This window comes from Paraburkholderia sp. SSBN10T (assembly GCF_056619545.1).
The window spans coordinates 1-24,090 of record NZ_JBWQQI010000041.1 but is presented as its reverse complement, the minus strand read 5'-3'; the positions used below and the strand labels follow the sequence as shown (position 1 = coordinate 24,090).

The following is a 24,090-nucleotide window of genomic DNA, read 5'->3' as shown; positions in this document are numbered from 1 at the left end:
CGGAGTGTTGGATGTCAGATGAATTCGAAGTACATGGTCCGCACGACCATGCTGTTGAGCACGTCGGCGCAGGGCATAGCGCTCATGCCGACGCCGATCCGTTCGCCAGCCGCATGGCGGTGATGACGGCGATCCTCGCCACGATCGGCGCGATCTACGCCTACCAGAGCGGCACCAGCGAAAACCTCGCGCTCTACTACAAGAACGAAGCGGCCATCAAGAAGACCGAGGCGGCCAATCAATGGTCGTACTACCAGGCTAAAGGCGAGAAAGAAAACCTCGCAGAACTGGGCGCTGCGCTGTCGACCCCAGGCAGCGACGCGCACGCGAAATTCGTCGCCGATGTCGAGAAGTACAAGCAGCAAAAAGACCCGATTCGCGCCAAGGCCGAAGCCATCGAAAAAGAAGTGGGCGACAACGACGCACAAAGCGAGAAGCTGCTGCACGGTCATCATCGCTGGGCCCAGGCCACCACGCTGATCCAGATTTCGATCGCGCTGACGGCGATTACCTTGCTCACCCGCAAGAAATGGCTGCGCAATCTGTCGCTCGCAACGGCTGCAGCCGGCATTCTGTTCGGGGTGGCGGCGTTCCTGTCCGTCTAAGCGATCACGTATGCGCTGAAATTCATCGTCGTGCTGGACATCCGGCCGCCGGTGCGCCAAAGCGCAAGCAGCGGCACACACGACGTTAGCCGAGGCGGGCCCGCTCCAGCAGCAACTCGCGTTCGCGCGCATTACGCGTCATCGCTGCGGCACGCTCGAATTCGGCGCGTGCCTCTTCCCTGCGTCCGAGTTTCGCCAGCAAATCCCCGCGCACGCTAGGCAGCCAGTGATAGTTCGCGAGCATCGCGTCGGCCGCCAGCGTGTCGACAATCTCCAGCGCCGCGGCCGGGCCGAACGCCATGCCGACCGCGACCGCCCGATTCAGCTCCACCACCGGCGACGGACTCACCTGGGCAAGCGCATCGTAGAGCGCGACGATCTGCGCCCAGTCGGTTTCCGCCGCGCTGTGGGCGCGGGCGTGGCACGCCGCCAGTGCGGCCTGCAACGCGTAGGGGCCACTCGCGCCGCCGAGCGCGTGAGCCCGTTCGAGCGCAGCCAGCCCTCGCCGGATCAGCAACGGATCCCAGCGGCTGCGATCCTGATCGAGCAGCAGGACCGGACGGCCCTCGCCGTCGATCCGCGCGTGCGTGCGCGAAGCCTGGATTTCCATCAGTGCGACGAGCCCATGCACCTCGCTTTCATCCGCCACGAGGCCCGCCAGCACACGGCCGAGACGTAGCGCCTCCTCGCACAAGGCGGGACGCATCCAGTCGTCGCCGGAGGTAGCCGAATAACCCTCGTTGAAGATCAGGTAGATCACTTCGAGCACTGACCCGAGCCGCGCGGCACGTGCGTCGGCGCGCGGCACTTCGAACGGCACCTTGGCAGCCGTCAGTGTGCGCTTGGCGCGCACGATCCGTTGCGCGATGGTTGGCTCGTGCACGAGAAACGCCCGCGCGATCTCATCGGTCGTCAAGCCTCCTAACAAACGCAGCGTGAGCGCGACCCGCGCATCGGTGGACAGCACCGGGTGACACGCGGTAAAGACGAGCCGCAGCAGATCGTCACCGATGTCGTCCTCGCGCGCGGCATCGAGCGCGTCGACAAAATCGGGCACGAGGTGAGCCTCCTGCGCGTCCAGGTCGCGGCCCAGCTCCTCGCGCTTGCGCGCATGCAGCACTTCCTGGCGCAAGCGGTCGAGCGCGCGGTTTTTGGCGGTCGCCATCAACCAGGCTCCGGAATTGTCGGGCACGCCATCTTCGGGCCAATGTTCGAGCGCCGCGACCAGCGCGTCCTGCGCCAGTTCTTCCGCAACGCCCACATCGCGGACCATGCGCGCCACGCAGGCGATCACTTTCGCGGACTCGATACGCCAGACGGCCTCGATCGCGCGATGCGTAGCTGCCGGATTCGCGGCCACCTCAGTTCGCCCGCGGCGTGAGCCGATAGAGGTGAATCGTTCGCCAGATTTGCTTGTGCGCTGCGAGGTTCACACCGGGTTGGCCGTGCATGTCGGGTTGTTTCCTATCGTTATCCGTTTCAGCGCCGCGCTGCATTCAGCTCGCGAAAACGCTCCACGGACGGCCCCGGCTCGAAATCCTCCAGTTCGAACAGTTGCCGCACCTCGATCTCGCCGTCGGCCTGTTCGCCGAACGGAGCCGGAAAGCGCCGCGCCCATTCCATGGCTTCTTCCCGCGAACGCACCTGAATCAGCGTATAGCCCGCCACCAGTTCTTTTGTCTCTGCGAACGGACCGTCGATCACCGTGCGCCGTCCCTGCGAATAACGGATGCGCCAGCCCTTCGAACTCGGCTGCAAGCCGGTGGCGTCGAGCAACACGCCGGCCTTCGCCAGTTCCTCGTGATAGGCGCCCATCACAGCCATCAGGGACTCCTCCGGCATAGCGCCGGATTCGCTCAGCGCGGTGGCCTTAACCATGATCATGAATCGCATTGCAGTGCTCCTTGAGGTCGTGGAGACCGGCCCGCGTGGCCGACTCTTCACTGACACGACGCGCGACGCCTTGCAAAATCGACAAACGATTCGCAGCCCCGGGAAAACCCTGGCCGCTGCGTCTCGATCAACCCGATTGCTCCGATCACCGGTAAGCCGGGTTCAACACCGGACTGATGCCCATTACCGATAGCAGGGGCCCACTTCGCGTACCTCGACCGTGCACCATTGCGCGGCCGGGCAAGCTTCGGCAATCGCGACGGCTTCTTCGCGCGTCTCGCAGTTCAGCAACAGGAAGCCGCCGATCATTTCCTTGGTCTCCGCAAACGGGCCGTCGACGTGACGCCGCTGGCCTTCGCGGACCTGCACCCTAACCGCCTCGCTGGTACTGACGAGCGATTCGCAGGCGAGCAGCAGTCCGCGTTTGCGCAAGTCTTCGGCATAGTTGGCCATCCGGTCGTAGAGCGCGCGCCCCTCCTCTTCGGTGCGGTCGCTACGCTGATGAGTCGGTTCAACGATGAGCAGCATGTAAGACATGGAGGACTCCGGTGGATCGAACGATGTGAGTCGTGCGAACGGGGCTGGTGCGTGCATGCCGAACGGGTAACGGGATACACGCCTGCGCGAGCGCTTGACTGTGCGTGAAAAACCGATGCGATTGGCGAACGCAGTCTAGCAAGCGATGCAGGCTTGAGGCAAACGTGCAGAACAACTTCAGCCCTTTATTAAAACGTCTTGCGCATCCGCCGCGCGCCACGCACGACAAACTCCGGCACGCGAATTGCTCCACCCTCCATATCGATACGAAAAGCGAGGTTGAAAATGAGCACTCGATTCAGGTGGACAAGCATCGCCGCGCTTGTGGTTCTGGCGTCCCTCGCGACCGGCTGCACACTGGGCGGTGCCGCCGCGGGCGGCGTGATCGGCAATGAGGTGACCAACCACAGCGTGGCCGGCACCGTGGGTGGCGCCGTAGTTGGCGGCGCGGTTGGCTATGAGTTGGGTAAATAAGAAAAACGATAGGTCACCTGAGCAGGCAATCGGATAGATCGCCCACAATACAACCGGTCCGGCAACCCAGGTAAATTTGACAGCCATGGCGAGGTAGAGCAGACTGCCTCGCTCGCTGCGTGGCCGGAAGGCCGCGTCCGTTTGTTTTGGCGAAAACGGCCTCTTCCCTCGCGCCTCGAAACATGACCGACTCTGCAATCACGCTACGTCCGGCCACGCATGCCGACGAATCTTTTCTGCTCAGCTTGCGGCGGGTCACCATGACGGAGCATCTCGAACGCATCGGCGAACCATCCGACGCTGCGGCTCACCTCACCCGTCTGCAGTACCGCTACGATGCGGCGCGCATCGTCTGTCTCGACGGCGCCGCAATCGGCTTGCTGAAGTCCTACCGCGACGAAACCGAATGGCACCTCGTGCAATTGCAGATCGACCCGCGGTATCAGGGCCGCGGACTCGGTGAGCGCATCATCAAAACCGTGCTTGCCGGCGCGCAAGCCGATGCATTGCCGGTATCGCTCAAGGTACTCAAGGGCAATCCGGCGAAGCGTCTCTATGAGCGCCTCGGCTTTCTCGAGGTCGGCGCAGACGAACGGGAATTCCACATGCGCTGGCAGCAGACACACGAGGCGTGAGCGGATCGGCGACCCATGCAGCGTCCCGCACGCAGATCCGCAAGTTGCCTTATCCTGACGATGTTCCCGCACGCATTCATTACATGACCTCTCCTCCAGACGTCTCGGCTATCAAGGGCTGGCATGCCCACGTGTACTTCGACGCGGAACATCGCGACGCGGCCTGGGCATTGCGCGAGCAGATCGAAGCCCGCTTCGAGGGCACATTGCAACTGGGCCGCTTTCATGAGCGTCCGGTCGGCCCGCATCCGCTTTGGTCGTATCAGCTTGCGTTTGAACCCGCTTACTTCAGCGAGATCGTGGCATGGCTCGCGCTCAACCACGGCAAGCTCGACGTTTTTCTGCACCCCAACACCAACGACGAACTACGTGACCATCGCGACTCGGCGGTATGGATCGGTCATTCTCACGTGCTCAAACTCGAAGTGTTCGACCGGTGACCTGACGGGGTGACCCGACCCCGCGCGCCAGGTCGCAGCGCAGTTGCGCTACATGTTGCTATAAGAGCTGCACCAACCGGTCGCCGCCACCTGCTGTGCGCCGAACAGCAGACATCCACCCCACGCGTCCGATGGCTTGCCCTGAAACAGCGAGCAGTTGGCGCACGTCTGTCCCGCTGCGTAGGTGGGAAACTTGCTCTTATCGACGTTTGCAGCAATCTCCTTGTAGCCCACCGCCTGCGCCTTGGGATCCGCTTCGCTGAGCCGGGCCGCATCGGCAAGCGCCACGCGCGTCAGGGCTAGCGACGCACCGACACCTATGCTCATCAAGACAAAACTGCGACGTGAGTTCTTCATGTTGGGGAGGGGACGTTTTAATTGAAAAAAGCCGTCGGCACGGTTGCCAGGCGGGGAACCTGTAGCAGTATCGCAGGCCTTCGCCAGACGTGCTGCGCGGCACGCAATGCGAAGCCTTCAAGAATTGCCGCGCGAGGCCGTTATTCCTTACATACCCAAAAAACTGGGCGACTGACCGGCCGCGCTTCGCGGCGGCGTTCCCGCTGCGCCCGCCCGGCACGGCGCCCTCGACCGACTGTCTTCGCTTGCCTCAATGCCTTTGCTCAAGATGGGATTTTTCGATGCGCTGTTCGGACGCAAACCTTCGCCGGATGCGTTCGCCGCCCTGTTTATCGAAGCAGTCAAACGCCGCGGGTTTGGCGCCACGCTGCGCTACAACGCCGAGGAATACCGGCTCGAATACGGGGACAACGCCGTCTTCAATCTGCATCACGCGTACCGCGCCTATTGCGGCAGCGACAAGGCACTACGCAACGAATCCCTGCAAGGGTTCGTCGTCACGCTCTGTTCGAGCCAGCAAGCGGCGCCCGAGCATCTGTCCGACGCGCGCCCGAGGCTACGCCCGCTGATCCGCGGCCGCGGCATGCTCGAGGACGTGCGCTTGCATCAACTGCGCACTGCCGGCCGGGAGGCCGCCTTCTCGCCGGCATGGCATGCGTTCGGCGAAGACTGCGCGGTGCTGCTGGCGCTCGACTATCCCGAGTTCACCTCGACGCTGATGAGCGGGCCGGCGCAGTCGTGGCGCATCACGCTCGACGAAGCACTCGCGATCGCCCGCGACAACCTGCGCGACATCACCTCCGACACCTTCGTCGAAGTGGCACGCGGCCTCTATCGCGGCGACTGGCGCGACGGCTACGATGCGAGCCGTGCGCTGCTGCCGGACCTGCTGCACCGTGCCCCGGTGCACGGCCGCCCGGTCTTCATGATTCCCACCCGCGATGTCTTGCTCGTCACCAGCGACAAGGACGACGCCGGCCTCTGCGCGATGGTCGATGCTAGCCGCGAAGCCGCCCAGACCGGTCGCCCGGTGTCGCCCTTCATGTACTGCTACGACGAGGGTCTGCGCCGCTTCACGCCGCCGCAGCGCGAGGTGGCGCGGCGCCTCGCGCAACTCGCCCTGCGTTACCGCAAGGACGATTACGACACGCAAAAGGCCGCGCTCGATCGTCTGCACGCGCAGGAAGGGCGCGATGTGTTCGTCGCCAACTATCTGCTTTACGGCAACAAGGACGAAACCGGCGAGATGTTCTCGGCGGCGACGTGGACAGCGGGCGTAGAGAGCTTGTTGCCCGAGGCCGAACGGATCGTGCTGGTGCGGCCCGAATCGGGCGAGACACGCATCGTGCCATGGCAGCAGATCGCGCCGCTGGTGGGCAGCCTGCTCGAAGAAGAACCGATGTATCCGGTGCGCTATCGCACCCGCGGCTTCCCCGATGCAGCGCAATTCGCGTCGCTCGCGCACAGCGAATCGTAGCGGCGCCTCGTGACGTCTGGCGGCTCTGGGTGCCCTGCTCGCCGTCGTCACTCATCACCCCACCTGCCATACGCCGCCTTACCTGTGGTAAGGCCGTTGGCTCTTTCCGCCCCTTACAAACCATCAAACATCGCGGTTCCCTCTCCGATATCCCGTTCGATCAGGTTCGTGCCATCAAAGTGAGTTCGCCTTTCGATCGCGCACGCGCCACTGCTATCCAACGTGTTTATCTGGAGGAAATGGATCATGTCGCTCGATTCGTTCGGTATGACGATGGCGTCGCTGCCGACGCCCACCCCCTCGGCGCCGTCGCCGGACCCTGCGCTTGCCAGGAAGCCCGACACGACCGCCGACACCTCCACGACGTCGGGCGCCGGCACCGACCCGTTGATGGCGGCACTGCAGCAGACGCTCTCGGAGCTCGGCTATAGCATGCCGTCCGGCTCGCTGACCACCAGCGGCACCGACGCCTCGAGTGGCGGCGCGGACGCCACCGCGACCAGCACCGGCGCGCAGTTCCTCGCCGCGCTCTATCAGGCGCTGGCGTTGCAGCAGTCGATCTCGGCAAGCGACGGCGGCGCCTCGTCCGGCGATGCCTCGGCTAACGCGATTACGAGCTTCAACGACTCGGCTTCTTCAGGAAGCGGCGTCAGCGCCTATCGCGACCTGGGCTCGCGCATTGCGGATCTGTCGAACGCATCATCGCGCGAGCCGGTGAACGACACGAGCGGCGCGGATGACACCGCGGGGGAATGGGACATCGAAATCGATGACGTGTCCGAGCCCTCGAAGCCGGACGAAGCGGATGGTGAAGATCCGCTGAATACCGCGATGTCGAATCTGAGCGATGCGTTGCAAGCCCACGTCGCCGCGCTCGATCAGGCCCCCGGTGCGACGGTCACGCTTTCCGATGTACTCGACGGTTTGTCGAGCAGCGCCAGCAGCCTGAACTGGCAGCCGGTCGGTGTGCTGCTCGACGTGTCGGCCTAGGAACCGGCCGGGGGTGGACCGGGCTGGCAAACGCCTACAGCACCCCGGACTTCCAGATCATCTGCGCGGCAGCCGCGAGCACAAACAGCAGCACCAGCTTGCGGAAAGTCGACGGGTGCAGCTTGTCGCGCAGCGGCCGCACGATCAGCATGCCGGCGATCACCGGAATGCTCGCGGCGGCGGAGATCGCCAGATCGATCCAGCTTGCGTGCGCGCCGCCGCTGAACGCCGCGATCAGCGTGATGATCGAGACCACCAGGATGATCGCAATCTGCTTGGTGAACGCCTTGCCGGTCGTCCCGGTGGCGATCAGGTACATGGCCAACAGCGGGCCGGGCACCGAGGCGATGCTCTCCATCACGGCGGCCCCGAAGCCAAGCACGAAGCCCACCGGCTTTGCGACGCCAGGCGACAACGTGAGCCGTGGCGAGGCAAACAGTAGCAACGCTGCGACGATCAGCAGAAAGCCGGCGGCAGCCTGCGCGCGATGCGGCGCGAGCGAAATCAGCATCGTCACGCCGACGATGTTGCCGAGCACCGTGCCGGCCAGCGGCGCCGCGATCCGCCGCACCGTGGCGAGCATCTGACCGCCTTCGAACGCCTGCGGGATGTTGCCGAGGATGATCGGCATCGACAGCAGCAACACGGCCTGCTTGATCGGCAGGAAGTGACTGAGAATCGGCATCGCGACCAACGGCACGCCGATGCTGACCACGCCTTTGACCATGCCGCCCGACAGCAGCGCGAGCACGATGCCGAGCAGCGCGAAGGCATCGAGGGCCTGCAGGGTGGAGCCTAAAACGCCGTCGGAGAGATTGATGTGAACCATGGTGGAGTCTGTCCGCTATGACTGCGGAGTTGCGACTTCGAGCATCGCGCAGTGGAATTCGTGTCTTGGCCGGCTTGTTCCGTAGCCCGGCAGACTAACAGCCGCCGGGGCCCGCCGGAGCCGCATGATACCCCGGCGCGGGCCCGGTCGCGCGGCGCGCTTTGAGGCGCTTTGGCGTGTGAGCCAGCCGGCTGCGGCCTTACCTTGCCTTACCAACTATAAAGTTAGATTTCTGCAAGGTCGAAAAGACAGGCAAGGCGAGATCGCACCGATAGCACGGGCTGTCCGCGACGCTGGCGGCGCACGCCTGCGTGGCTGCTGCGCCCGGCCAGGACAGCCCGGGTATAAAAGGATGAGGAAAGATTGCCATGCAAATCAGCAATGCTGCGTCGTCACCTACGCCGGCGCCATCGGGGACCGGCGGAAGCACTACGCCTGACCCGGCCACCGCGTCCGCGACCAGCGCTAATGCAAACGCAACCGATACGTCAGCCACCTCGGCAACCGCCACAACTTCAGCGACCGCTAGCCCGAGTCAGGACGCCGCCGTGAACATTTCGCCCGAGGGCGCGGCGATGGCGGCGCAGGATCCTGGCACGGCGGGTGCTTCGGGGACCTCTGGTACTTCGGGTACTTCGGGTACTTCGGGTACTTCGGGTACTTCGGGTACTTCGGGTACTTCGGGTACTTCGGGTACTTCAGGCACCGCGGACGCCTCCGGCACTTCGGACACCTCCGGAACCTCGGACGACTCCGACAACACGGCCAATGTTTCACCGCTGAAATCGTTCACTTACGGCACGCTGGGACTCGAGCGCCCCGACCAGCCGCAAGACGACAAGAATCCGTTCTATACCGCCGGCCGCTGGCTGGCTGCGGGAATCATGGTCGGGGGCATCATTTCGCTGCTGGCATGACAGCAGGCCGAAGGCCTGCCAATATGGTTGCAGTTGCAACCTAATGGCTCATCGCGAGACAAGGCGCGTTGAACAGGCGGCCCTGCGTGAATTCACGAACCGTCTTCGACAGCACCACCATCCACAACCCGCCCAGCGCAGCCGCGAGCACCACGCCGATCACAGCGAAGCCACTGAAGCCCGTAATGCGATAGAGGTTCAGCGTGGCCAGCGTATAGACCCCGATCGGAAAGGTGAAACCCCACCAGCCGAGGTTGAACGGCAGGCCTTCACGGCGATAGCGCCACATGAAGAGCACAGCAATCGCGAGCCACCAAAGCCCCACACCCCAAAGCAACAACCCACCGACCACGCCGAAGTCTCTCGCGACAAGCGCCACACCGGCAAGCGAAGTACCCGCAAACGCACCCGACGCAGCTTGACCGAGTGTCAGCAGTCCCAGTGCGCCCGTCCCGATCGGACCCAGCGTCAGCCAGCTCGACGGACCGAGATCCCGATGCGGCAGCTTGTGAATCACGAGCCGGAAGAACACCAGCGTCAGCACGGAGAACGCCAGCGGCACCGAAACCGCCCACAGCACATAACCGGCGCTGGTCACGAGGCGCGCCGTTTCGACCGGCAGATGCGGCGCCAGCACGGCGGCACTCGACGCAGCCACTTCCGGCGCGACGATCGGCAACAGCAGAACCGCTGTCAGACGCTCGAACGCATGGCTTTGCTCGGTGAACATCAGGTACGGCACGACTACCGCCACCACGACCGCGAGCAGCGCGTCGAAACACCACAGCGCAGAGGCCAGCGTGTAAGCGCTCGTACCGAAGTGCGGCCGGGCGAACAGCACGATGCCGTTGATGATCGGCGCCAATCCCATGGGGATCGCACCGAGGAACATCGACTGCAACGGGTGATGAAGCAGCGGCTTCACCGTCTCGGGGTAAAAGATCCAGCGCGCCGCGAACATCGCGGCGAACACGGTGTACAGGACGATATCGGCGCACCAGAGCGACTCGGCCAACGCCCGCTGACCGCTGAAGTGCAGCGGCAAAGCCATGAGCACGAGAAACACGATGCCGTTGCCCATCGTGACCGCAAACCAGTTCGGCGTGAACTGGCGCACCTTTTCGGAAAACGGCTGCGCGCCGAAAGGGCCGGTGCGCGCGATTGAAGTGGTGTTCATCATCATCTCCGTTAGAGAACCCATGACCGAACTTTAGGCGCTCATCATCCATATAAAAAATACATGTTTTATATCTATGAGATGCTTTTTTGATATACATTGATCGCAGATCCGATTCGCCGGCGCCGCACCCTGCCGCCAAATCCAGACAGGTTTTCATACAGTGAACTTCACCCACTTACTCGCTTTCTTCGAAGTGGCCCGCGCCGGCAGCGTCAGTGCCGGGGCCGAGCGGCTGCGCGTCAGCCAGCCCGCCGTCACACGCGAGATCCGTGAACTGGAGGAGCGGCTCGGGCTGGTCCTGTTCGACCGCTTGCCGCGCGGCGTCGCGCTCACCGAAGCGGGGGCGCTGCTGTTCGGCTATGCCGAGCGAATCTTCGCGTTGTCCGATACCGCGCAAGCCGAATTGAAGGAACTGGCAGGTTTGAGTGCCGGGCATCTGAGCATCGGCGCAAGTGCAACCGTGGGCGCCTACCTGGTGCCCGACATGGTTGCGCGCTTCAACGTAAGCCATCCGAAAGTCGGCATCGACCTCGCCGTCACCAATACCGGGCATGTCGAACAGGGTTTGCGCGATCACACGGTATCGCTCGGCTTCGTGGAAGGCCCGTTCGATCAAAGCATCCTGCACACGCATCCGATCGGCGCCGATGAAATCGTCGCCGTCGCGGCGGCTGCGCATCCGTTCGCCGGGCAACGGCTGCGGGCGCGCGACCTCGCCGAGCGGGTCGTCATTCTGCGCGAGCCGGGTTCGGGAACGCGCGCTGTCGTCGAGGAAGCGTATGCGCGTATCGGTTTGCACATCGAGCCGCTGATGTCGATCAGCGATACGGTCGCCATCAAACGCATGCTGCTCGCGCAGCACGCCATTGCGTATGTTTCGTCACTGAGCGTCAAGGACGAAGTGCGTCGCGGCGAGCTGAGCATCCTCGACGTTCGCGACCTGCGCATCGAACGCCCGCTCAACATGGTCTGGCTCAAGGGACGGACGCTCTCGCCGAGTACGCAAGCCTTTGTCGATCTGGTGCTAGCAGAGTTCGAGGCGCAGTCCCTTGCTTGACGAAGCTCAGGATTCCCACACGGCGCAGCGCCGAGACCATTCGAGTTCCCAGGCTTTTTATGAAGTTGGCACAACGTATAAAACGACGTTAAAGTTATGCGCTTAAGCTCGTCGCGCGTGCATGTACCATGCATCGGAAACGCGGTCACCTGTTCGAAACCGTGAGCACACGAGGCGTAGCTAGTCCCTTGCATTGTCGTCATTTGAACGGAGGCTTTCTTGGACGACTCTCTCACGCAGTCTGCGGAACAAAGCAAAAACGACACACCTGCAGCGCGGCGCAAACGACGATTGCGCTGGGTCTTCGTGGGCCCGAATGGAATGCGCGCCGGCTGGGGCATCGTGGTGTTCATTGCGGTGTTAGTGGCAATCGTCTTCTGCATCTCGAAGCTGTTGACCTTTTTCTTCGGGCACATTCCTCATAGCGCGACCCTGCTGACGCTCCCGCACACCTACCTTGGCGAGTGCGTCCAGCTCGCCGGTCTGAGTGGCGCATTGGCCGTGGTGTCGACCATCGAGCGGCGTCCGCTGCTGTCGTTCGGGCTGCAAGGCTCCGCCGCATGGGCGCGCTTCGCGGGCGGCCTCGTATGTGGGTTCGGTGCGATCAGCCTGGTGGTGTTCATTTTCCTGCAGATGCATCTGCTGACGCTCGACCCGCCCTCGACGCATGGCGCAACGCTCTGGACGCACGGCATCGCGTGGGGCGGCGCCTTTCTGCTCGTGGCGCTCTGCGAAGAGTCGGCGCTGCGCGGATATCTGCAATACACGCTGACGCGCGGCGTCGGTTTCTGGTGGGGCGCGCTGCTGCTCTCGCTCCTGTTCGGCGGACTGCACGGTTCCAATCCTGGCGAAACCCCGGTGGGACTCATTTCCGCAGGTGGCTTCGGCATCGTGCTATGCCTGAGCCTCTGGTACACCGGCTCGCTGTTTTGGGCGATCGGCTTTCATGCGGCGTGGGACTGGGGGGAATCGTACTTCTACGGCACGTCCGATAGCGGCACGTTGCTGGACACTCGCCTCTATACCGCACACCCGCTCGGCAATGTGCTCTTGAGCGGCGGCAAAACCGGTCCGGAGGGCAGCTTGCTGATCCTCGCTCTGCTGGTCGTGATGGGCATCGTCATGTGGTTGTGGTGGGGACGCCGGACCACCTCGCCATTCAGCGGCAGCGGTTGGCGGCCGGCACGCAACGGCAACCGTGAACCGCGCCTCTTCTCCAAAGCCACCTGATGAAAATCGAAGAAGTTCAGGCCTCCGATGCATCGAGCCTCGAACTCATGATGCTGCACACCATCAGGACGAGCGTACGGGTTGACGAGGTGGAAATGGCTGCCGTAATCGCCAATGTGCTCGCCAACATGCGCTGGGCATTCGACCATGCGCATCAGTGTGCACACCTGAAATGCGTCGATGAAGGGCGCATCGTCGGTGTCGTGCTGGTGAAGAATTTCTGGAATCTGTGCAGCCTGTTTGTAGACCCTGACTACCATCGGCGTGGTCTGGGTCGCAGCCTGATCGAGGCAGCCGTCAAACAGTGCGCGCCACGCGGCGAGCGACCGTATTTGCAGGTGAACGCGGCGCCGAATGCCGTTGCGTTTTACAGGTCGATGGGGTTCGCGAAGCTGGAAGATGCGCGGAGATTCGGCACGAGTACGCCGATGGCGCTGCCGCTAGACGCCCGTCAGGGCGTCTAGCGGCAGCGTTGACGATGCAGAGGGTTATTGAACCGCGCGGTCCTGTTGGGCTGCGCTGTCTTGCTGGGCAGTGACGTTTTGTTCAGCGCTGCTGTCTTGCTGCCCTGCTTGCTCCTGCTCCGCGGCACTTGCTTGAGCGGCGTTGTCTTGCGGCCCCGCTTGCTCCTGCTGCGCAGCGCTTGCTTGAACAGCGTTGTCTTCATGCGCTGCGACTGCTTGCTTTGCCGCACTGTCTTGCTCAGCCGTAGGTGCTTGCTGTGCCGCTCCCTCTTGCGCAGCCGCACCGCCCTGTTGCGCAGCGCCGCCTTGCGCAGCATTCTTCGTCTTTTGCCGCTTGGCCTGCAATCCACGGGCGCGCGCCGCTTCCGCCGGCAGCACTTGACCGGCATCCTGACCGTTCAGGTCTACGCGCATCGCGTTGTCAACAACGCAAGCCCAGTAGCGGCTACCCCAGCACCACACCTTGATAGCCTCGCGCAGAGCCGCTTCGTCCAGGCCGAGTTCTGCGGAGTGCTCGAGCAGGTCCTTGAAAATGCCGACCTTCAACGGCACTTTCGGGGCCGGATTCTTGGGGAATGCCTTCGGGAATCGCTTTTGCAGCTTGCCGATAGACAGCACCACCGGATCGACTGGCTTCGACTTCTGCGCAGGCGCGGGTCGCGCTGCGGTGGACACACCGCGGCCCGGCTTGGCCGGTTTCGCTGTATCGGCGTGCCTGGCAGGTTTGGTTGCATCGGCCTGCCTAGCAGGCTTCGCTGCGTCGCCCTGGCTGGCCGGCTTCGCCGCGTCGGCCTGCCTCGCTGGCCGAGCCGGCCTAGCTTGCTTCGCTTGCCTGGCTACGCGTTTCTCTTCAGCCTGTTTCGCCAGCTGGTCTCTCAGTGCAGCGAGTTGTTCAAAGCCCATGATGCAGTCTACGACGAGGAAAATGCGTGGATTGTAGCAGTTCGAACGGGAAGCGATATTCGCACGCACCGCGCATCGCCATACGCCGCGCGCCTCGCCATCCCACTGCCGGTGAGTCCCGCGATCGGCACCGGTTTACGATGCTGCGCGAATCTGTCCGATCGTCTCTGTCGCTTGTCCAACACTATGCGTCAGCATCCGCCTGCGCTGAAAGCAGATAGACGCGGACCAAGTGCCTGATTTCCGCCTGTAGCAAACGGCGTGCCGCGGGCTTTTCATCGGCGACGGCGGACACGCCCTTGAGCAGATGCAGCAGAATAAACGCCATGGTTTCGGATTTAGCCTTGGCCATCGTTGGAATGACCGTGCGTAAAACGCCCGCTAATCCATCACGCATGGCCTGGCGAAACTTGATGCGCCGCTCGTCACTGCCGCCGCGCGCATCGAGCACCGCAACCGCGAAACTGCGCTGAGATTGCAGCGACACCATGAAATCCACCAACGCATCGGCCAGCACGTCGGGCGTCATTGCCGGCGCCCGCGCCGCGAGCGCCGCGAAGCGGTCTGTCACGTGCTGCGCATAGTTGACGAGCAACGCATCGGCAAGCACTTCCTTGGACGGGAAAAACCGGTACAGCGAACCGATGGCCGTGCCGGAGCGAGCTGCAATCTCGGTCATCGTAGCCGCGTCGTAGCCCTTTTCGATGAACACAGCGACGCTGGCTTCCATGATCGCGGCGACGCGCAAGTGCCCGCGCTGCCGCTTCGGTTCGTGTGCGCCTGTGGCGGGTGTCGTTGACATGTCAGTTCGTTCCATCTACGGGTGTTTCGTGAGAATCGCCTCGCATGTTAGCGCCGCAAGTCAGGAACACCCAAGCTTTGCAACGGCACACGCGAGCGGACACACCGATCCGATCGATCCGCCACGTTCGCAAGGTTTGACTTATGCGAGGATGCTCTCTAGTATCTTATGCGAGGATATCCTCTCATATCTGCACGCGCCGGCCGCCTTCTACTGTTTGCCTTGCCGTTTTTGTCAGCGGCATGAAAGCATGTCTCGCGGCGTCAGGCGGAATTTCACCCTTTCTCCAGGTCCTTTCATGCAATACGTCGCCACTTTCTTTGCCGGAGCTTTTCTCTTCAACTGCATTCCCCACCTCGTCGCAGGCCTGCTGGGCATGCCGTTTCCAAGCCCGTTCGCCAAACCGCGTGGCGTGGGCGACTCCTCGGCGCTGGTGAATTTTCTGTGGGGATTCTTCAATCTGCTGGTTGCGCTTTACCTGTTTGCGCGCCATCCGTTTGCACTCGAATTCACGCCCGAACTGATTGCGCCGTTCGCCGGAGCGCTGGCGATCGGATTACTGTCGGCGGTGCATTTCGGGAAGGTGTGGCGGGACAAGCACGCATTATGACAAGCAGCGCTTGTCAGTTGACGAGCGCTGTATTCGTCGATATTGTCCTGTGCATGGTCGATTCAGAATTCATTCACCCGGGCATTACCGTCCGCCAGAACTGCCTCGAACGGTTCAACCTGACCGTCACCGAGGGGGCGCAGGTTCTGGGCGTCAGTCGCCAGGCTTTAACCAATCTGTTGAGCGGCAAGGCAGGCATCTCCCCGGAGATGGCGCTGCGGCTCGACAAGGCGTTCGGCGGCGGCGCCGAGACCTGGTTGCAAAGGCAAGTGCTTCACGATCTCGCCAAGGCGCGCCTGCGGCTCGACGAACTCAACGTCGTGCCAATGGTGTCCGCCCAACAACCGGCGTTGTTCTAGACTCCGGCTCATCGATAAGCGGCAAGGTCCGCGTTCCCGTAGCACCCGTTGGAAAACCATATCGAACCCTTGAGCGATTCAGGGTTCGCGCTGTCTGGTGCGTATTTTACGCATTCCTCTTTAATAATCTGCCGCGCCCATCACGCTGCCCTCCGCACGGCCCGCGACACACTGCTTGCCATCCCGCCGACGCCAATCGGCAAGAAGCGCTATGCTTTTCGCTTCACGCACCTGGCAGTCTTGTCCCTCTCGCGGAGCCCACCATGCAATACCGTAAATTCGGCCGTACTGGCCTGAGCGTTTCACGTCTGTGTCTCGGCACCATGACTTTCGGCTTGCAAACCGAAGAGTCGGTTTCACACCGCATCCTCGACAAAGCGGCGGAAGCCGGCGTCAACTTCATCGACACGGCGGACGTCTATCCGCTAGGCGGCGGCGAAGAGCTCGCGGGACGCACCGAAGAAATCGTCGGGCGCTGGCTGAAGGGCAAACGCGAGCGCTTTATCGTCGCGACCAAGGCAGTGGGCAAGGTCGGACCGTCGTCGTGGGACCAGGGCGCCTCGCGCAAGCATCTGCTCGATGCAATCGACGCCTCATTGCGCCGTCTCGGCACCGACTACGTCGATCTGTACCAGTTGCATTCCGACGACCAGGAGACGCCGCTCGACGAAACCCTCGAAGCGCTCGACGTGATCGTACGCTCGGGCAAGGCCCGCTATGTGGGCGTTTCGAATTTTCTGGCGTACCGGCTGGCCCGCGCCCTGGGACGCGCGGACGTGCTCCGCGTCGCCCGTTTCGTTTCCGTGCAACCGCGCTATAACCTGTTGTTCCGGCAAATCGAGCGCGAGCTGCTGCCGCTGGCGGGCGAGGAACAGCTCGCGGTGATGCCGTACAACCCGCTGGCCGGCGGCCTGCTGACCGGCAAGCATCGGCACGACGCGCCGCCCGCGGCCGGCCGCTTCACGGCAACGGTCGGCAAGGCCGGCGAAATATATCAGCAGCGTTACTGGCATCAGCGCGAATTCGAAACCATCGAGAAACTGCGCGGGATTGCCGAACAGGCCGGTGCCTCGCTGACGAAAACCTCGGTCGCGTGGGTGCTGGCGAATCCGCTCATCACCTCGGCGATCCTCGGTGCAAGCAACCCCGATCAACTGACGGACACGCTCAGCGCTATCGACCTGACGCTCGACGCCGAACTGAAGGCGCAACTCGACGATACGACGCACGAGTATCGTTGGGGCGACGCAGCGCGTTAAAACTCGTGTGTGACTTATAAGCGGCGTGTACGCAACGAGTGTTGCGCACACGCCTGCCTCATTCGAACACGCCGGTGCGCTGGGTCGCTTCCGGCAGTTGCCGGGTCTCGCGCAACGACCGCGGATGCCAGAGTTTCGCGCCGCCTTCAATCCCCGCATCGTTCGATACAACGGCCACGTTCTCCGGCAACTTGAAGGTCAGGCGCGCGGCGTTGCCACCGCCGATCCACAGCTTGTCGTAGTTCACCAGCGAAGCGAGAATGCCGATCACTTTCTCGACGCGGCGATTCCAGCGCTTGTTGCCTGCCTGCATGCGCGCCGCGTCGCCGATGTATTCGTCGTAAGCGCGGTTCTTGCTGACCGGATGATGGGCCAGCTCCAGATGCGGCATCAACTCGCCGTCGCGAAACAGCGCCGTGCCTGCGCCCGTGCCGAGCGTCAGCACAAACTCGATGCCGCGCCCTTCGATCACGGCGAAGCCCTGCACCTCGGCGTCGTTGATCATGCGTACCGGCAAACCGCCCAAACGGTTCGCCAGCGACTCGGCGAGCGGGATATCGTGCCAGCCCTCGTCGCCGAAGTGCGGCGCGGTCAGCACACGGTTGTTACGCACCACGCCCGGAAAGCCGATCGAGATGCGCGTCGGTGGATACTCTGCAACGAGCGGCTGAACCAGTTGCACGAGCGTGTCGACCAGTTGTTCGGGCGTGCAAGGATGCGGCGTGGCCACGCGCAGGCGATCGGTGAGCATCTTGCCGTGCGCGTCGATGATGGCGGCCTTCAGGCCTGTGCCGCCGACATCGATAGCGAGAATGTGCTCCACACCGTGCTTCGCAGCGGGCCCGGCGCCACGTTTCGCGGCGCGTTTAGTACTGCCCTTGGCGCCACTTCCAGCGCCGCTCTTCGCCGCACTGCTAGTGGCCGGTTTAACGGCACGCTTCGCCGGACTTTTGGCCGGACTTTTGGCAATACCGGCCGCACTATTCTTGATACTAGCGTTGACTTTGGTCTTACGTGTCGCCACGGTGGTCCCCTGGTGGTGTGTTGTCGGGCGTTACTTCTTTGCGGCCGCGTCCTTGCTCAAAGGACGCCATGTATGGCCGCTGCGCGCCAGCAATGCATCGGCCTCGGCTGGACCCGCGCTGCCTGCCGGGTAACCGTGCACGGGCAGCGGACCGCCCTCCGGATGCAGCACCTTGTCTGCCGCGGCCCAGCTCGTCTCAATGCTGTCGGCGCGCTGAAACAGCGTCTCGTCGCCTAGCATGCAGTCGTACAACAGCGTTTCATAGCCGACGTTCGGCTGCTCCTCGAAAAAATCGCCATAGTTGAAGGACGACTGCACGGCGCCCATCTGCATCACAGGCCCCGGCGCCTTCACGTTGAAATCGAAACTGGTGCCGTGCGTCGGATCGATGCGCAAGGTCAGCACGTTGGGCGTCAGCGCATCCACGGGCGTATCGCGAAACAGCCGGAACGGCACCGTCTTCAGTTGTACGGAGATCTCCGTGCGGCGCGCCGCGAGCCGCTTGCCGGTGCGCAGATAGAACGGCACGCCGGCCCAACGCCAGTTTTCGATGAACACCCGCGCGGCTGCATAGGTTTCGGTCTGGCTGTCGGTTGCCACGTCCGGTTCCTCGCGATAACCCTGCCCCGCCGGTCCCTTTTCGTACTGTCCGAATACGACGTCGTCCGCTTTCAACGGCTGGATCGCGTCGAAGATATCGGCCTTCTTGTCGCGCACTGCTTCGGCATCGAAGGAATTGGGCGGTTCCATGGCCACCATGCCGAGCAACTGGAACAGGTGGTTCGGCACCATGTCGCGAAACGCGCCGGTCTGCTCGTAAAACTTGCCGCGCCCCTCCACGCCGATCGTTTCCGCCGCGGTGATCTGCACGCAGTCGATATACTCGCGCCGCCAAACCGGTTCGAACAATGCGTTGGCAAAGCGCACGGCGAGAATGCTTTGTACCGTCTCCTTGCCGAGAAAGTGGTCGATCCGGTAGACCTGCTCTTCTTTCGCATAACTGAGGATATGTTCATTGAGATCGCGTGCGGACGCCAGGTCGGTACCGAACGGCTTCTCGATCACAATGCGGCGAAAGCCCGTGTCGCCGTCGCCCTCCTTGAGCAAGCCTGCTTTGCCGAGGCGCTCCACGATCGGCCTGAAGAACCGCGCACTGACCGCGAGATAAAACACCACGTTGCCGCCGGGGGTGTTTTCGAGCTTCTGCTTCAGGCTGCTAAAGGTGTCATCGCCTTCGAATTCGCCGGCCATATATTCGAGGCGCTGAGCAAGCGAGTCCCAAGCCTTGTCATCGAGCTTCGAGGTATGGAAGGTGCTGGCCTTGTCGGCGGCAAACTGCTGCAAAGCCTTAAACAGGTCGTCGCGCCATGCGCTTGTCTCGACCTGACCGTGATTCACGCCGATGATCTTCATCTTCTCGTCGAGCAGGCCGTCAACCGTCAGGTTGTACAGCGCGGGCATCAGCAGGCGTTTGGTGAGATCGCCACCGGCGCCGAAGATCACCAGCGTGCACGGCGGCGCCGGGTGTTTGCCTGCCGGGACAATTGGAGCGGCGGCTCGCGCGCCATCGGCCGGCCTGGCGACAGCGGCGGAAGTGGTGCTTGAATCAGGTGCGGAAGGAGTCGACATAGGATTCACTTGATCGAAGGAAGCCAATGAAACGGACTGTAACGCCTGCCTACTTGGTCGCGAGCGCCGGTTCAACCTCGCGCGGCGCCGGGACGTTGCCCGCTTCGCCCGTCACACGCGGCTGCAGCAACAGCGCAACGAGTCCGCTCCAGCCGGTCTGATGCGAAGCGCCAACGCCACGCCCGTTGTCACCGTGAAAGTATTCGTGGAACAGCACGAGATCGCGCGAACGCGGGTCGGCTTGCAGCAGCGGATACGCGCCCATCACCGGGCGCTCACCGTTGCTGTCCTTGAGAAACAGCGTGGTGGCACGCCGCGCGAGCTGGTCGGCAATTTCGCTCAGCGAGAACTTCTGGCCGGAACCGGTCGGAAACTCGACGCGGAAATCGTCGCCGTAATAGCGGTGAAACTCGTATAGCGACTCGATCAGCAAATAGTTGACCGGCATCCACACCGGCCCGCGCCAGTTCGAATTGCCGCCGAACACGCGCGAATCCGATTCGGCCGGCAAATACTTGACGCAAAAGTTGTCGCCGTTGTGCCTGAATACGAACGGCTCGTCGCGGTGCACTCGCGAGAGCGCCCGTATGCCGTGATCGGAAAGAAATTCGGACTCGTCGAGGGCACGACGCAACAGCGCCTTCATGCGGTGTCCGCGCAGCAGCGAAAGCAGCAGGTTGTTGCCCTTGCCCGGTTCGTTCCAGCGCGAGACCAGCTTGGCAAGATCCGGGCGGTGCTCGAGAAACCACACCAGCCGTTCGCGCAGGCACGGCAAGCTGCCATGCAACCGCTCTTCGAGTACATGCACGGCAAAGAGCGGAATCAGGCCGACGATCGAGCGCAACCGCATCGGCTCGCTGGAGCCATCGGGCAACCGCAGCTTGTCATAGAAGAATTCGTCCGTGCTGTCCCACAGACCGGTATCGCAACCATCGTCGCAACTGACGGCCTCGGCGATGTACAGGAAGTGCTCGAAGAATTTCACGCCGATATCGACGAACACGTGATTGGCAAACGCCAGCTCCAGTGCGATGCGCATCAGATCGAGCGCGTAGGCCGCCATCCATGCGGTGCCGTCGGCCTGGTCGATGTGGCCGCCGGTCGGCAGCGGCGACGAGCGGTCGAAGATGCCGACGTTGTCGAGCCCGAGAAAGCCGCCCTGGAATATGTTGTGGCCGTCGGCGTCCTTGCGGTTCACCCACCACGAAAAATTCAGCAGCAGCTTGTGAAACACCAGTTCGAGGAAATCGCGGTCGCCTTTGCCGGTGAGCGCCCGGTCGATTTCATAGACGCGCCACGCGGCCCATGCATGCACCGGCGGATTGGCGTCGCCGAGCGCCCACTCGTAGGCCGGTATCTGACCGTTGGGATGCTGATAGCGATCTTTGACCAGCAACAGCAACTGGCGCTTGGCGAACTCCGGATCGATCAGCGCGAATGCCGCCGCATGAAACGCGAGGTCCCACGACGCGTACCACGGGTACTCCCACTTGTCGGGCATCGAGACAATGTCCGCGTTGCACAGATGACGCCAGTCGGCATTGCGGCCGCGCTTGCGGCTCGCGGGCGGCGTGGGCTGCGCCGGATCGCCGTCGAGCCAGCGCTGCACGTCGAACTGGTAGTACTGCTTCGACCACAGCATGCCGGCGAGCGCCTGACGTTGGACGAGCCGCGCATCCGGGTCGTGCATGTCGTGCTGCAACGCCGCATAGAACGCATCGGCTTCGGCGAGGCGCCGGGCAAACAGGGCGTCGGCGTCGAGCGGCACGTCGTCAGGCGCGGATTCCGGGCGCCAGCGCAGATAGACCACGGCGCGGCCATGCGGCGCCAGTTCGAGCGGCACATGCGCGGCGGCCTTGCTGCCCGCGTCGGTTCGGACCGCCTGCGCGCTGCCGTTGACGAGGTAATCGTTGATGCCGTCCTTGAACGGCCCCGCGCCATCCATGCCGAAGAGGCGTTCGACGTTGGTGTCGTTCTCGCAGAAAAGCCAGCTCAGCGAGGGCGAGTCTTTCGACCACGCGGTGACCACGATCGGGTCATGCCCATGCTGACGCCCGATCAGATGCGTTTCGCCGCGCACCGTCTGCCTGGAAAGCGACGCGCGGTCTGCCGTACCCTTCCATGACCACGTATTGCGCGCCCAGATCTGCGGCAGCACGTCGAGCGAAGCGGGCTGGTCCGCCCGGTTCTCCACCGTGACGCGCATCACGATGTCGTCGGGCGTGTGCTTGGCGTATTCGATCTGGACGTCGAAATAGCGCCCATCGTCGAACACGCCGGTATCGAGCACCTCGTATTCGGGCATGTCGGCGCCGCGCCGGGCGTTTTCCTGCACCAGATCGCTGTACGGAAACGCGGCATGCGGGTACTTGTACAGCATCCGCATATAAGAATGGGTGGGCGTGCCGTCAAGATAGAAATACAGTTCCTTGACGTCCTCGCCGTGGTTGCCCTGCGCATTGGTGAGACCGAACAGACGCTCCTTGAGGATCGCGTCATGGTGATTCCAGAGCGCAAGGCAGACGCACCAGTTGAGTTTGTCGTCACCGAAACCGGCAATGCCGTCCTCGCCCCAGCGATAGGCGCGGCTACGAGCATGGTCGTGCGGAAAGTAGTCCCAGGCAGTGCCATCCGGGCTGTAGTCCTCGCGCACCGTGCCCCACTGACGCTCGCTCAGATAAGGGCCCCAGCGCTGCCAGTGAGCGCATTCCCTGGAGTGCAGGCGGGCGCCTTCGACGGTGGCGAGCAGATTGGCGGCACGCAGCGGCGGCATGGGGCAGTCCCTTGCTTTTCGAGCTTGGCGGTGGGACTCACATCGTAGCGCTTTTTGAATGGGTGGTGCGTCCGCGCGGGCCTACCCGTTCGCCAGCATCCGCTTCACCCGCAGCAATTCCCCCAGCGACCACGCCTGAAACGGCGTGCCACCCGGTTGATGCGGTGCATCGCCGTCAGCCACTTCACAAACGTGATCGAGGCCATCGTGATCCAGATGCTCGATCAGCGGTGCCAGAAAGCGTGTGCGCGCCTGGGCTCGCGCCCCTTCATCCGGCTGATGCACGCGCAACCATGCTTCGACGAACGGGCCCATCAGCCACGGCCACACCGTGCCTTGATGATAAGCACCGTCCCGCTCTGCTGGACTGCCCGCGTAACGCCCACGATACGCAGGATCGGACGGAGACAGCGTGCGCAAACCGAGCGGCGTCAAGAGATGCGTTTCTACCTGTTCGACCACCGCTCGCGCAGCAGCACCTTCGAGCAGCGGAAACGGCAAGCCGCCCACCGCGAAAATCTGGTTGGGCCGGATCGAGCGGTCGAGCGCACCCGGCACGTGGTCGACATCGACGTTGTCGAACAGTGCGCCGCTTGCCGGATCCGTGAAGCGCTGTGCGAACGCCTGCGCGGCGCGCGCCGCCGGCGCCTGCCACTGCGGATTCCACGCCGACGCAATGCGCAGCGCGTTGATCCACAACGCCTGCACTTCCACAGGCTTGCCGATGCGTGGTGTCACGACCCAGTTGCCGATCTTCGCATCCATCCATGTCAGTTGCACGCCCGGTACGCCGGCGCTTAGCAAACCATCGTCAGCGGCGCGGATGCCGAAGCGGGTGCCGCGGCTATACCCCGTGAGAATCGCTTCGACCGCCTGCTGCAAGCGCTTGCGCGTGGCGTCGCATGCCTGCTCTGCGGCGAGATAGTCGTGCACCGCAACAACGAACCACAGCGACGCATCGACGGCGTTGTATTCCGGCGTGCCGCCATAGTCGGGAAAGCGGTTCGGCAGCATCCCTTCGGAAAGCGTATTGGCCCATTCGAGCAGGATCGACTCCGCGGCTTCGTGACGGCCGGAAGCCAGCAACAGACCACGCATCGCGATGAAGGTATCGCGCCCCCAATCGGTGAACCAGGGAAATCCGGCGACCACGGTGCGGCCGCCGTCCCGTGCCACCAGATAGGCATCGGCCGAGCGGTGCAGGCGCGAGGGGAACCCGCTGCGCCGCGCATATTCGGCGTCGGCCAGCGCCTTGAAGCGTTCGACCGCAGGCGTGGCTTGCGGCCGCGGGCCGGCCTGCAGGATCAGCAACGCTTCTTCGTTGCCGAGCGAGAAGCTGAACACGCCGGGCGTCGCCAGATCTTCGCTGAAATCGAGGCCACGTTCGCGCTCGCGCACGTAGCAGAAGTTTCGATACCAGTCGGGCGCATGGACATATGTGCCGTTGGACGATGCGTGGATGACCGGCAGATCGCCGTATGGCTGCCAGCTCACACGGCCACAAGTATCATCCACATCCGCATTGAAGTTGAACGCCGCATTTTCATGGTGCAGCGCATGGTAGTCGCGGCCCGATAAGAGTGGCCGCACGTTCAACGTGTAGCGGGGGGGGGGGGGGGGGGGGGGGGGGGGGGGGGGGGGGGGGG

At 63.2% G+C, this 24,090-nt stretch carries 25 protein-coding genes; 13 read left to right on the top strand and 12 right to left on the bottom strand.

What is annotated here, in order from left to right; genetic code table 11:
* Positions 1-11 precede the first annotated feature (11 nt).
* Positions 12-605 (top strand): DUF4337 domain-containing protein, encoded by a 594-nt coding sequence (locus tag AC1ECK_RS36020; protein WP_480327963.1) that lies wholly within the window; start codon positions 12-14, stop codon positions 603-605.
* Positions 606-690: 85 nt separating this feature from the next.
* Here AC1ECK_RS36020 and AC1ECK_RS36015 read toward each other — a convergent pair whose 3' ends face one another.
* From AC1ECK_RS36015 to AC1ECK_RS36005, 3 genes are all read right to left on the bottom strand, one after another.
* Positions 691-1,965 carry an RNA polymerase sigma factor gene (locus tag AC1ECK_RS36015; protein WP_480327961.1) on the bottom strand — a complete coding sequence of 425 codons (1,275 nt, stop codon included), beginning with the start codon at positions 1,963-1,965 and terminating at the stop codon, positions 691-693.
* Positions 1,966-2,084: 119 nt separating this feature from the next.
* On the bottom strand, positions 2,085-2,498 hold the full coding sequence (locus AC1ECK_RS36010; RefSeq protein WP_480327959.1) for a YciI family protein: 414 nt from the start codon (positions 2,496-2,498) through the stop codon (positions 2,085-2,087).
* Between the two features lie 183 nt (positions 2,499-2,681).
* On the bottom strand, positions 2,682-3,035 hold the full coding sequence (locus AC1ECK_RS36005; protein ID WP_480327957.1) for a YciI family protein: 354 nt from the start codon (positions 3,033-3,035) through the stop codon (positions 2,682-2,684).
* Between the two features lie 285 nt (positions 3,036-3,320).
* On the opposite strand from AC1ECK_RS36005, the gene AC1ECK_RS36000 reads away from it, so the two are divergent.
* From AC1ECK_RS36000 to AC1ECK_RS35990, 3 genes are all read left to right on the top strand, one after another.
* Positions 3,321-3,509: a glycine zipper 2TM domain-containing protein gene (locus AC1ECK_RS36000; protein WP_480327955.1), complete on the top strand. Its 189-nt coding sequence runs from the start codon at positions 3,321-3,323 to the stop codon at positions 3,507-3,509.
* Positions 3,510-3,691: 182 nt separating this feature from the next.
* Positions 3,692-4,144, top strand: a complete 453-nt coding sequence (locus AC1ECK_RS35995) for a GNAT family N-acetyltransferase (protein ID WP_480327953.1) — start codon at positions 3,692-3,694, stop codon at positions 4,142-4,144.
* 83 nt (positions 4,145-4,227) lie between these two features.
* Positions 4,228-4,584 carry a DOPA 4,5-dioxygenase family protein gene (locus tag AC1ECK_RS35990; RefSeq protein ID WP_480327951.1) on the top strand — a complete coding sequence of 119 codons (357 nt, stop codon included), beginning with the start codon at positions 4,228-4,230 and terminating at the stop codon, positions 4,582-4,584.
* Positions 4,585-4,632: 48 nt separating this feature from the next.
* Here the strand turns inward: AC1ECK_RS35990 and AC1ECK_RS35985 are convergent, their stop codons facing one another.
* A complete protein-coding gene (locus AC1ECK_RS35985) occupies positions 4,633-4,941 on the bottom strand; it encodes a high-potential iron-sulfur protein (RefSeq protein WP_480327949.1) in 309 nt (102 codons plus the stop codon).
* A gap of 253 nt (positions 4,942-5,194) precedes the next feature.
* On the opposite strand from AC1ECK_RS35985, the gene AC1ECK_RS35980 reads away from it, so the two are divergent.
* Entirely contained in the window at positions 5,195-6,418 is a 1,224-nt protein-coding gene (locus AC1ECK_RS35980) for a DUF1444 domain-containing protein (protein ID WP_480327947.1), read from the top strand.
* Positions 6,419-6,664: 246 nt separating this feature from the next.
* Positions 6,665-7,408: a hypothetical protein gene (locus AC1ECK_RS35975; RefSeq protein ID WP_480327945.1), complete on the top strand. Its 744-nt coding sequence runs from the start codon at positions 6,665-6,667 to the stop codon at positions 7,406-7,408.
* 34 nt (positions 7,409-7,442) lie between these two features.
* Here the strand turns inward: AC1ECK_RS35975 and AC1ECK_RS35970 are convergent, their stop codons facing one another.
* Positions 7,443-8,237, bottom strand: coding sequence for a TSUP family transporter (locus AC1ECK_RS35970; RefSeq protein ID WP_480327943.1), 795 nt, complete (start codon positions 8,235-8,237; stop codon positions 7,443-7,445).
* Between the two features lie 548 nt (positions 8,238-8,785).
* On the opposite strand from AC1ECK_RS35970, the gene AC1ECK_RS35965 reads away from it, so the two are divergent.
* Entirely contained in the window at positions 8,786-9,154 is a 369-nt protein-coding gene (locus AC1ECK_RS35965; protein ID WP_480327941.1) for a hypothetical protein, read from the top strand.
* A 40-nt stretch (positions 9,155-9,194) separates the two neighbouring features.
* On the opposite strand, the gene AC1ECK_RS35960 is transcribed toward AC1ECK_RS35965, so the two are convergent.
* Positions 9,195-10,331 (bottom strand): TDT family transporter, encoded by a 1,137-nt coding sequence (locus tag AC1ECK_RS35960; protein WP_480327939.1) that lies wholly within the window; start codon positions 10,329-10,331, stop codon positions 9,195-9,197.
* 163 nt (positions 10,332-10,494) lie between these two features.
* On the opposite strand from AC1ECK_RS35960, the gene AC1ECK_RS35955 reads away from it, so the two are divergent.
* The 3 genes from AC1ECK_RS35955 (at position 10,495) to AC1ECK_RS35945 (ending at position 13,085) form a co-directional block, all read left to right on the top strand.
* The gene (locus AC1ECK_RS35955) at positions 10,495-11,391 is read left to right on the top strand and encodes a LysR substrate-binding domain-containing protein (RefSeq protein ID WP_480327937.1); all 897 of its coding nucleotides are present in this window, start codon (positions 10,495-10,497) and stop codon (positions 11,389-11,391) included.
* Between the two features lie 219 nt (positions 11,392-11,610).
* On the top strand, positions 11,611-12,621 hold the full coding sequence (locus AC1ECK_RS35950) for a CPBP family intramembrane glutamic endopeptidase (protein ID WP_480327935.1): 1,011 nt from the start codon (positions 11,611-11,613) through the stop codon (positions 12,619-12,621).
* Positions 12,621-13,085, top strand: a complete 465-nt coding sequence (locus AC1ECK_RS35945; protein ID WP_480327933.1) for a GNAT family N-acetyltransferase — start codon at positions 12,621-12,623, stop codon at positions 13,083-13,085. The genes AC1ECK_RS35950 and AC1ECK_RS35945 overlap by 1 nt, the downstream gene beginning before the upstream one ends.
* Before the next feature lie 24 nt (positions 13,086-13,109).
* Here AC1ECK_RS35945 and AC1ECK_RS35940 read toward each other — a convergent pair whose 3' ends face one another.
* Together AC1ECK_RS35940 and AC1ECK_RS35935 are read right to left on the bottom strand one after the other, a co-directional pair.
* Entirely contained in the window at positions 13,110-13,760 is a 651-nt protein-coding gene (locus tag AC1ECK_RS35940) for a ProQ/FinO family protein (protein WP_480327931.1), read from the bottom strand.
* A 412-nt stretch (positions 13,761-14,172) separates the two neighbouring features.
* The gene (locus tag AC1ECK_RS35935) at positions 14,173-14,790 is read right to left on the bottom strand and encodes a TetR/AcrR family transcriptional regulator (RefSeq protein WP_480327929.1); all 618 of its coding nucleotides are present in this window, start codon (positions 14,788-14,790) and stop codon (positions 14,173-14,175) included.
* Between AC1ECK_RS35935 and AC1ECK_RS35930 the strand changes: the two genes are divergently transcribed.
* The 3 genes from AC1ECK_RS35930 (at position 14,789) to AC1ECK_RS35920 (ending at position 17,018) form a co-directional block, all read left to right on the top strand.
* Positions 14,789-15,400 (top strand): hypothetical protein, encoded by a 612-nt coding sequence (locus tag AC1ECK_RS35930; protein ID WP_480327927.1) that lies wholly within the window; start codon positions 14,789-14,791, stop codon positions 15,398-15,400. The two genes, AC1ECK_RS35935 and AC1ECK_RS35930, sit on opposite strands and share 2 nt — an antisense overlap.
* Before the next feature lie 17 nt (positions 15,401-15,417).
* A complete protein-coding gene (locus AC1ECK_RS35925) occupies positions 15,418-15,759 on the top strand; it encodes a HigA family addiction module antitoxin (protein ID WP_480327925.1) in 342 nt (113 codons plus the stop codon).
* A 263-nt stretch (positions 15,760-16,022) separates the two neighbouring features.
* Complete coding sequence (locus AC1ECK_RS35920; RefSeq protein ID WP_480327923.1) at positions 16,023-17,018, top strand: aldo/keto reductase; 996 nt, start codon at positions 16,023-16,025, stop codon at positions 17,016-17,018.
* Between the two features lie 58 nt (positions 17,019-17,076).
* On the opposite strand, the gene AC1ECK_RS35915 is transcribed toward AC1ECK_RS35920, so the two are convergent.
* The 4 genes from AC1ECK_RS35915 to AC1ECK_RS35900 form a co-directional block, all read right to left on the bottom strand.
* On the bottom strand, positions 17,077-17,841 hold the full coding sequence (locus AC1ECK_RS35915) for an ROK family protein (protein ID WP_480327921.1): 765 nt from the start codon (positions 17,839-17,841) through the stop codon (positions 17,077-17,079).
* 231 nt (positions 17,842-18,072) lie between these two features.
* Entirely contained in the window at positions 18,073-19,671 is a 1,599-nt protein-coding gene (zwf, locus tag AC1ECK_RS35910) for a glucose-6-phosphate dehydrogenase (RefSeq protein WP_480327919.1), read from the bottom strand.
* Between the two features lie 49 nt (positions 19,672-19,720).
* The gene (locus tag AC1ECK_RS35905) at positions 19,721-22,444 is read right to left on the bottom strand and encodes an MGH1-like glycoside hydrolase domain-containing protein (protein WP_480327917.1); all 2,724 of its coding nucleotides are present in this window, start codon (positions 22,442-22,444) and stop codon (positions 19,721-19,723) included.
* Between the two features lie 81 nt (positions 22,445-22,525).
* The coding region (locus AC1ECK_RS35900) for an amylo-alpha-1,6-glucosidase (RefSeq protein WP_480327915.1) at positions 22,526-24,090 on the bottom strand (1,565 nt) is incomplete at its 5' end.

Coding starts and splice junctions, on each gene's coding strand:
- AC1ECK_RS35970 (WP_480327943.1), bottom strand. CDS start 8,237: ATGGTTCACATCAATCTCTCCGACGGCGTTTTAGGCTCCACCCTGCAG.
- AC1ECK_RS36000 (WP_480327955.1), top strand. CDS start 3,321: ATGAGCACTCGATTCAGGTGGACAAGCATCGCCGCGCTTGTGGTTCTG.
- AC1ECK_RS35930 (WP_480327927.1), top strand. CDS start 14,789: ATGTCAGTTCGTTCCATCTACGGGTGTTTCGTGAGAATCGCCTCGCAT.
- AC1ECK_RS35985 (WP_480327949.1), bottom strand. CDS start 4,941: ATGAAGAACTCACGTCGCAGTTTTGTCTTGATGAGCATAGGTGTCGGT.
- AC1ECK_RS35905 (WP_480327917.1), bottom strand. CDS start 22,444: ATGCCGCCGCTGCGTGCCGCCAATCTGCTCGCCACCGTCGAAGGCGCC.
- AC1ECK_RS36010 (WP_480327959.1), bottom strand. CDS start 2,498: ATGCGATTCATGATCATGGTTAAGGCCACCGCGCTGAGCGAATCCGGC.
- AC1ECK_RS36020 (WP_480327963.1), top strand. CDS start 12: ATGTCAGATGAATTCGAAGTACATGGTCCGCACGACCATGCTGTTGAG.
- AC1ECK_RS35975 (WP_480327945.1), top strand. CDS start 6,665: ATGTCGCTCGATTCGTTCGGTATGACGATGGCGTCGCTGCCGACGCCC.
- AC1ECK_RS35995 (WP_480327953.1), top strand. CDS start 3,692: ATGACCGACTCTGCAATCACGCTACGTCCGGCCACGCATGCCGACGAA.
- AC1ECK_RS35980 (WP_480327947.1), top strand. CDS start 5,195: ATGCCTTTGCTCAAGATGGGATTTTTCGATGCGCTGTTCGGACGCAAA.
- AC1ECK_RS36005 (WP_480327957.1), bottom strand. CDS start 3,035: ATGTCTTACATGCTGCTCATCGTTGAACCGACTCATCAGCGTAGCGAC.
- AC1ECK_RS35935 (WP_480327929.1), bottom strand. CDS start 14,790: ATGTCAACGACACCCGCCACAGGCGCACACGAACCGAAGCGGCAGCGC.
- AC1ECK_RS35945 (WP_480327933.1), top strand. CDS start 12,621: ATGAAAATCGAAGAAGTTCAGGCCTCCGATGCATCGAGCCTCGAACTC.
- zwf (WP_480327919.1), bottom strand. CDS start 19,671: ATGTCGACTCCTTCCGCACCTGATTCAAGCACCACTTCCGCCGCTGTC.
- AC1ECK_RS35960 (WP_480327939.1), bottom strand. CDS start 10,331: ATGAACACCACTTCAATCGCGCGCACCGGCCCTTTCGGCGCGCAGCCG.
- AC1ECK_RS35920 (WP_480327923.1), top strand. CDS start 16,023: ATGCAATACCGTAAATTCGGCCGTACTGGCCTGAGCGTTTCACGTCTG.
- AC1ECK_RS35990 (WP_480327951.1), top strand. CDS start 4,228: ATGACCTCTCCTCCAGACGTCTCGGCTATCAAGGGCTGGCATGCCCAC.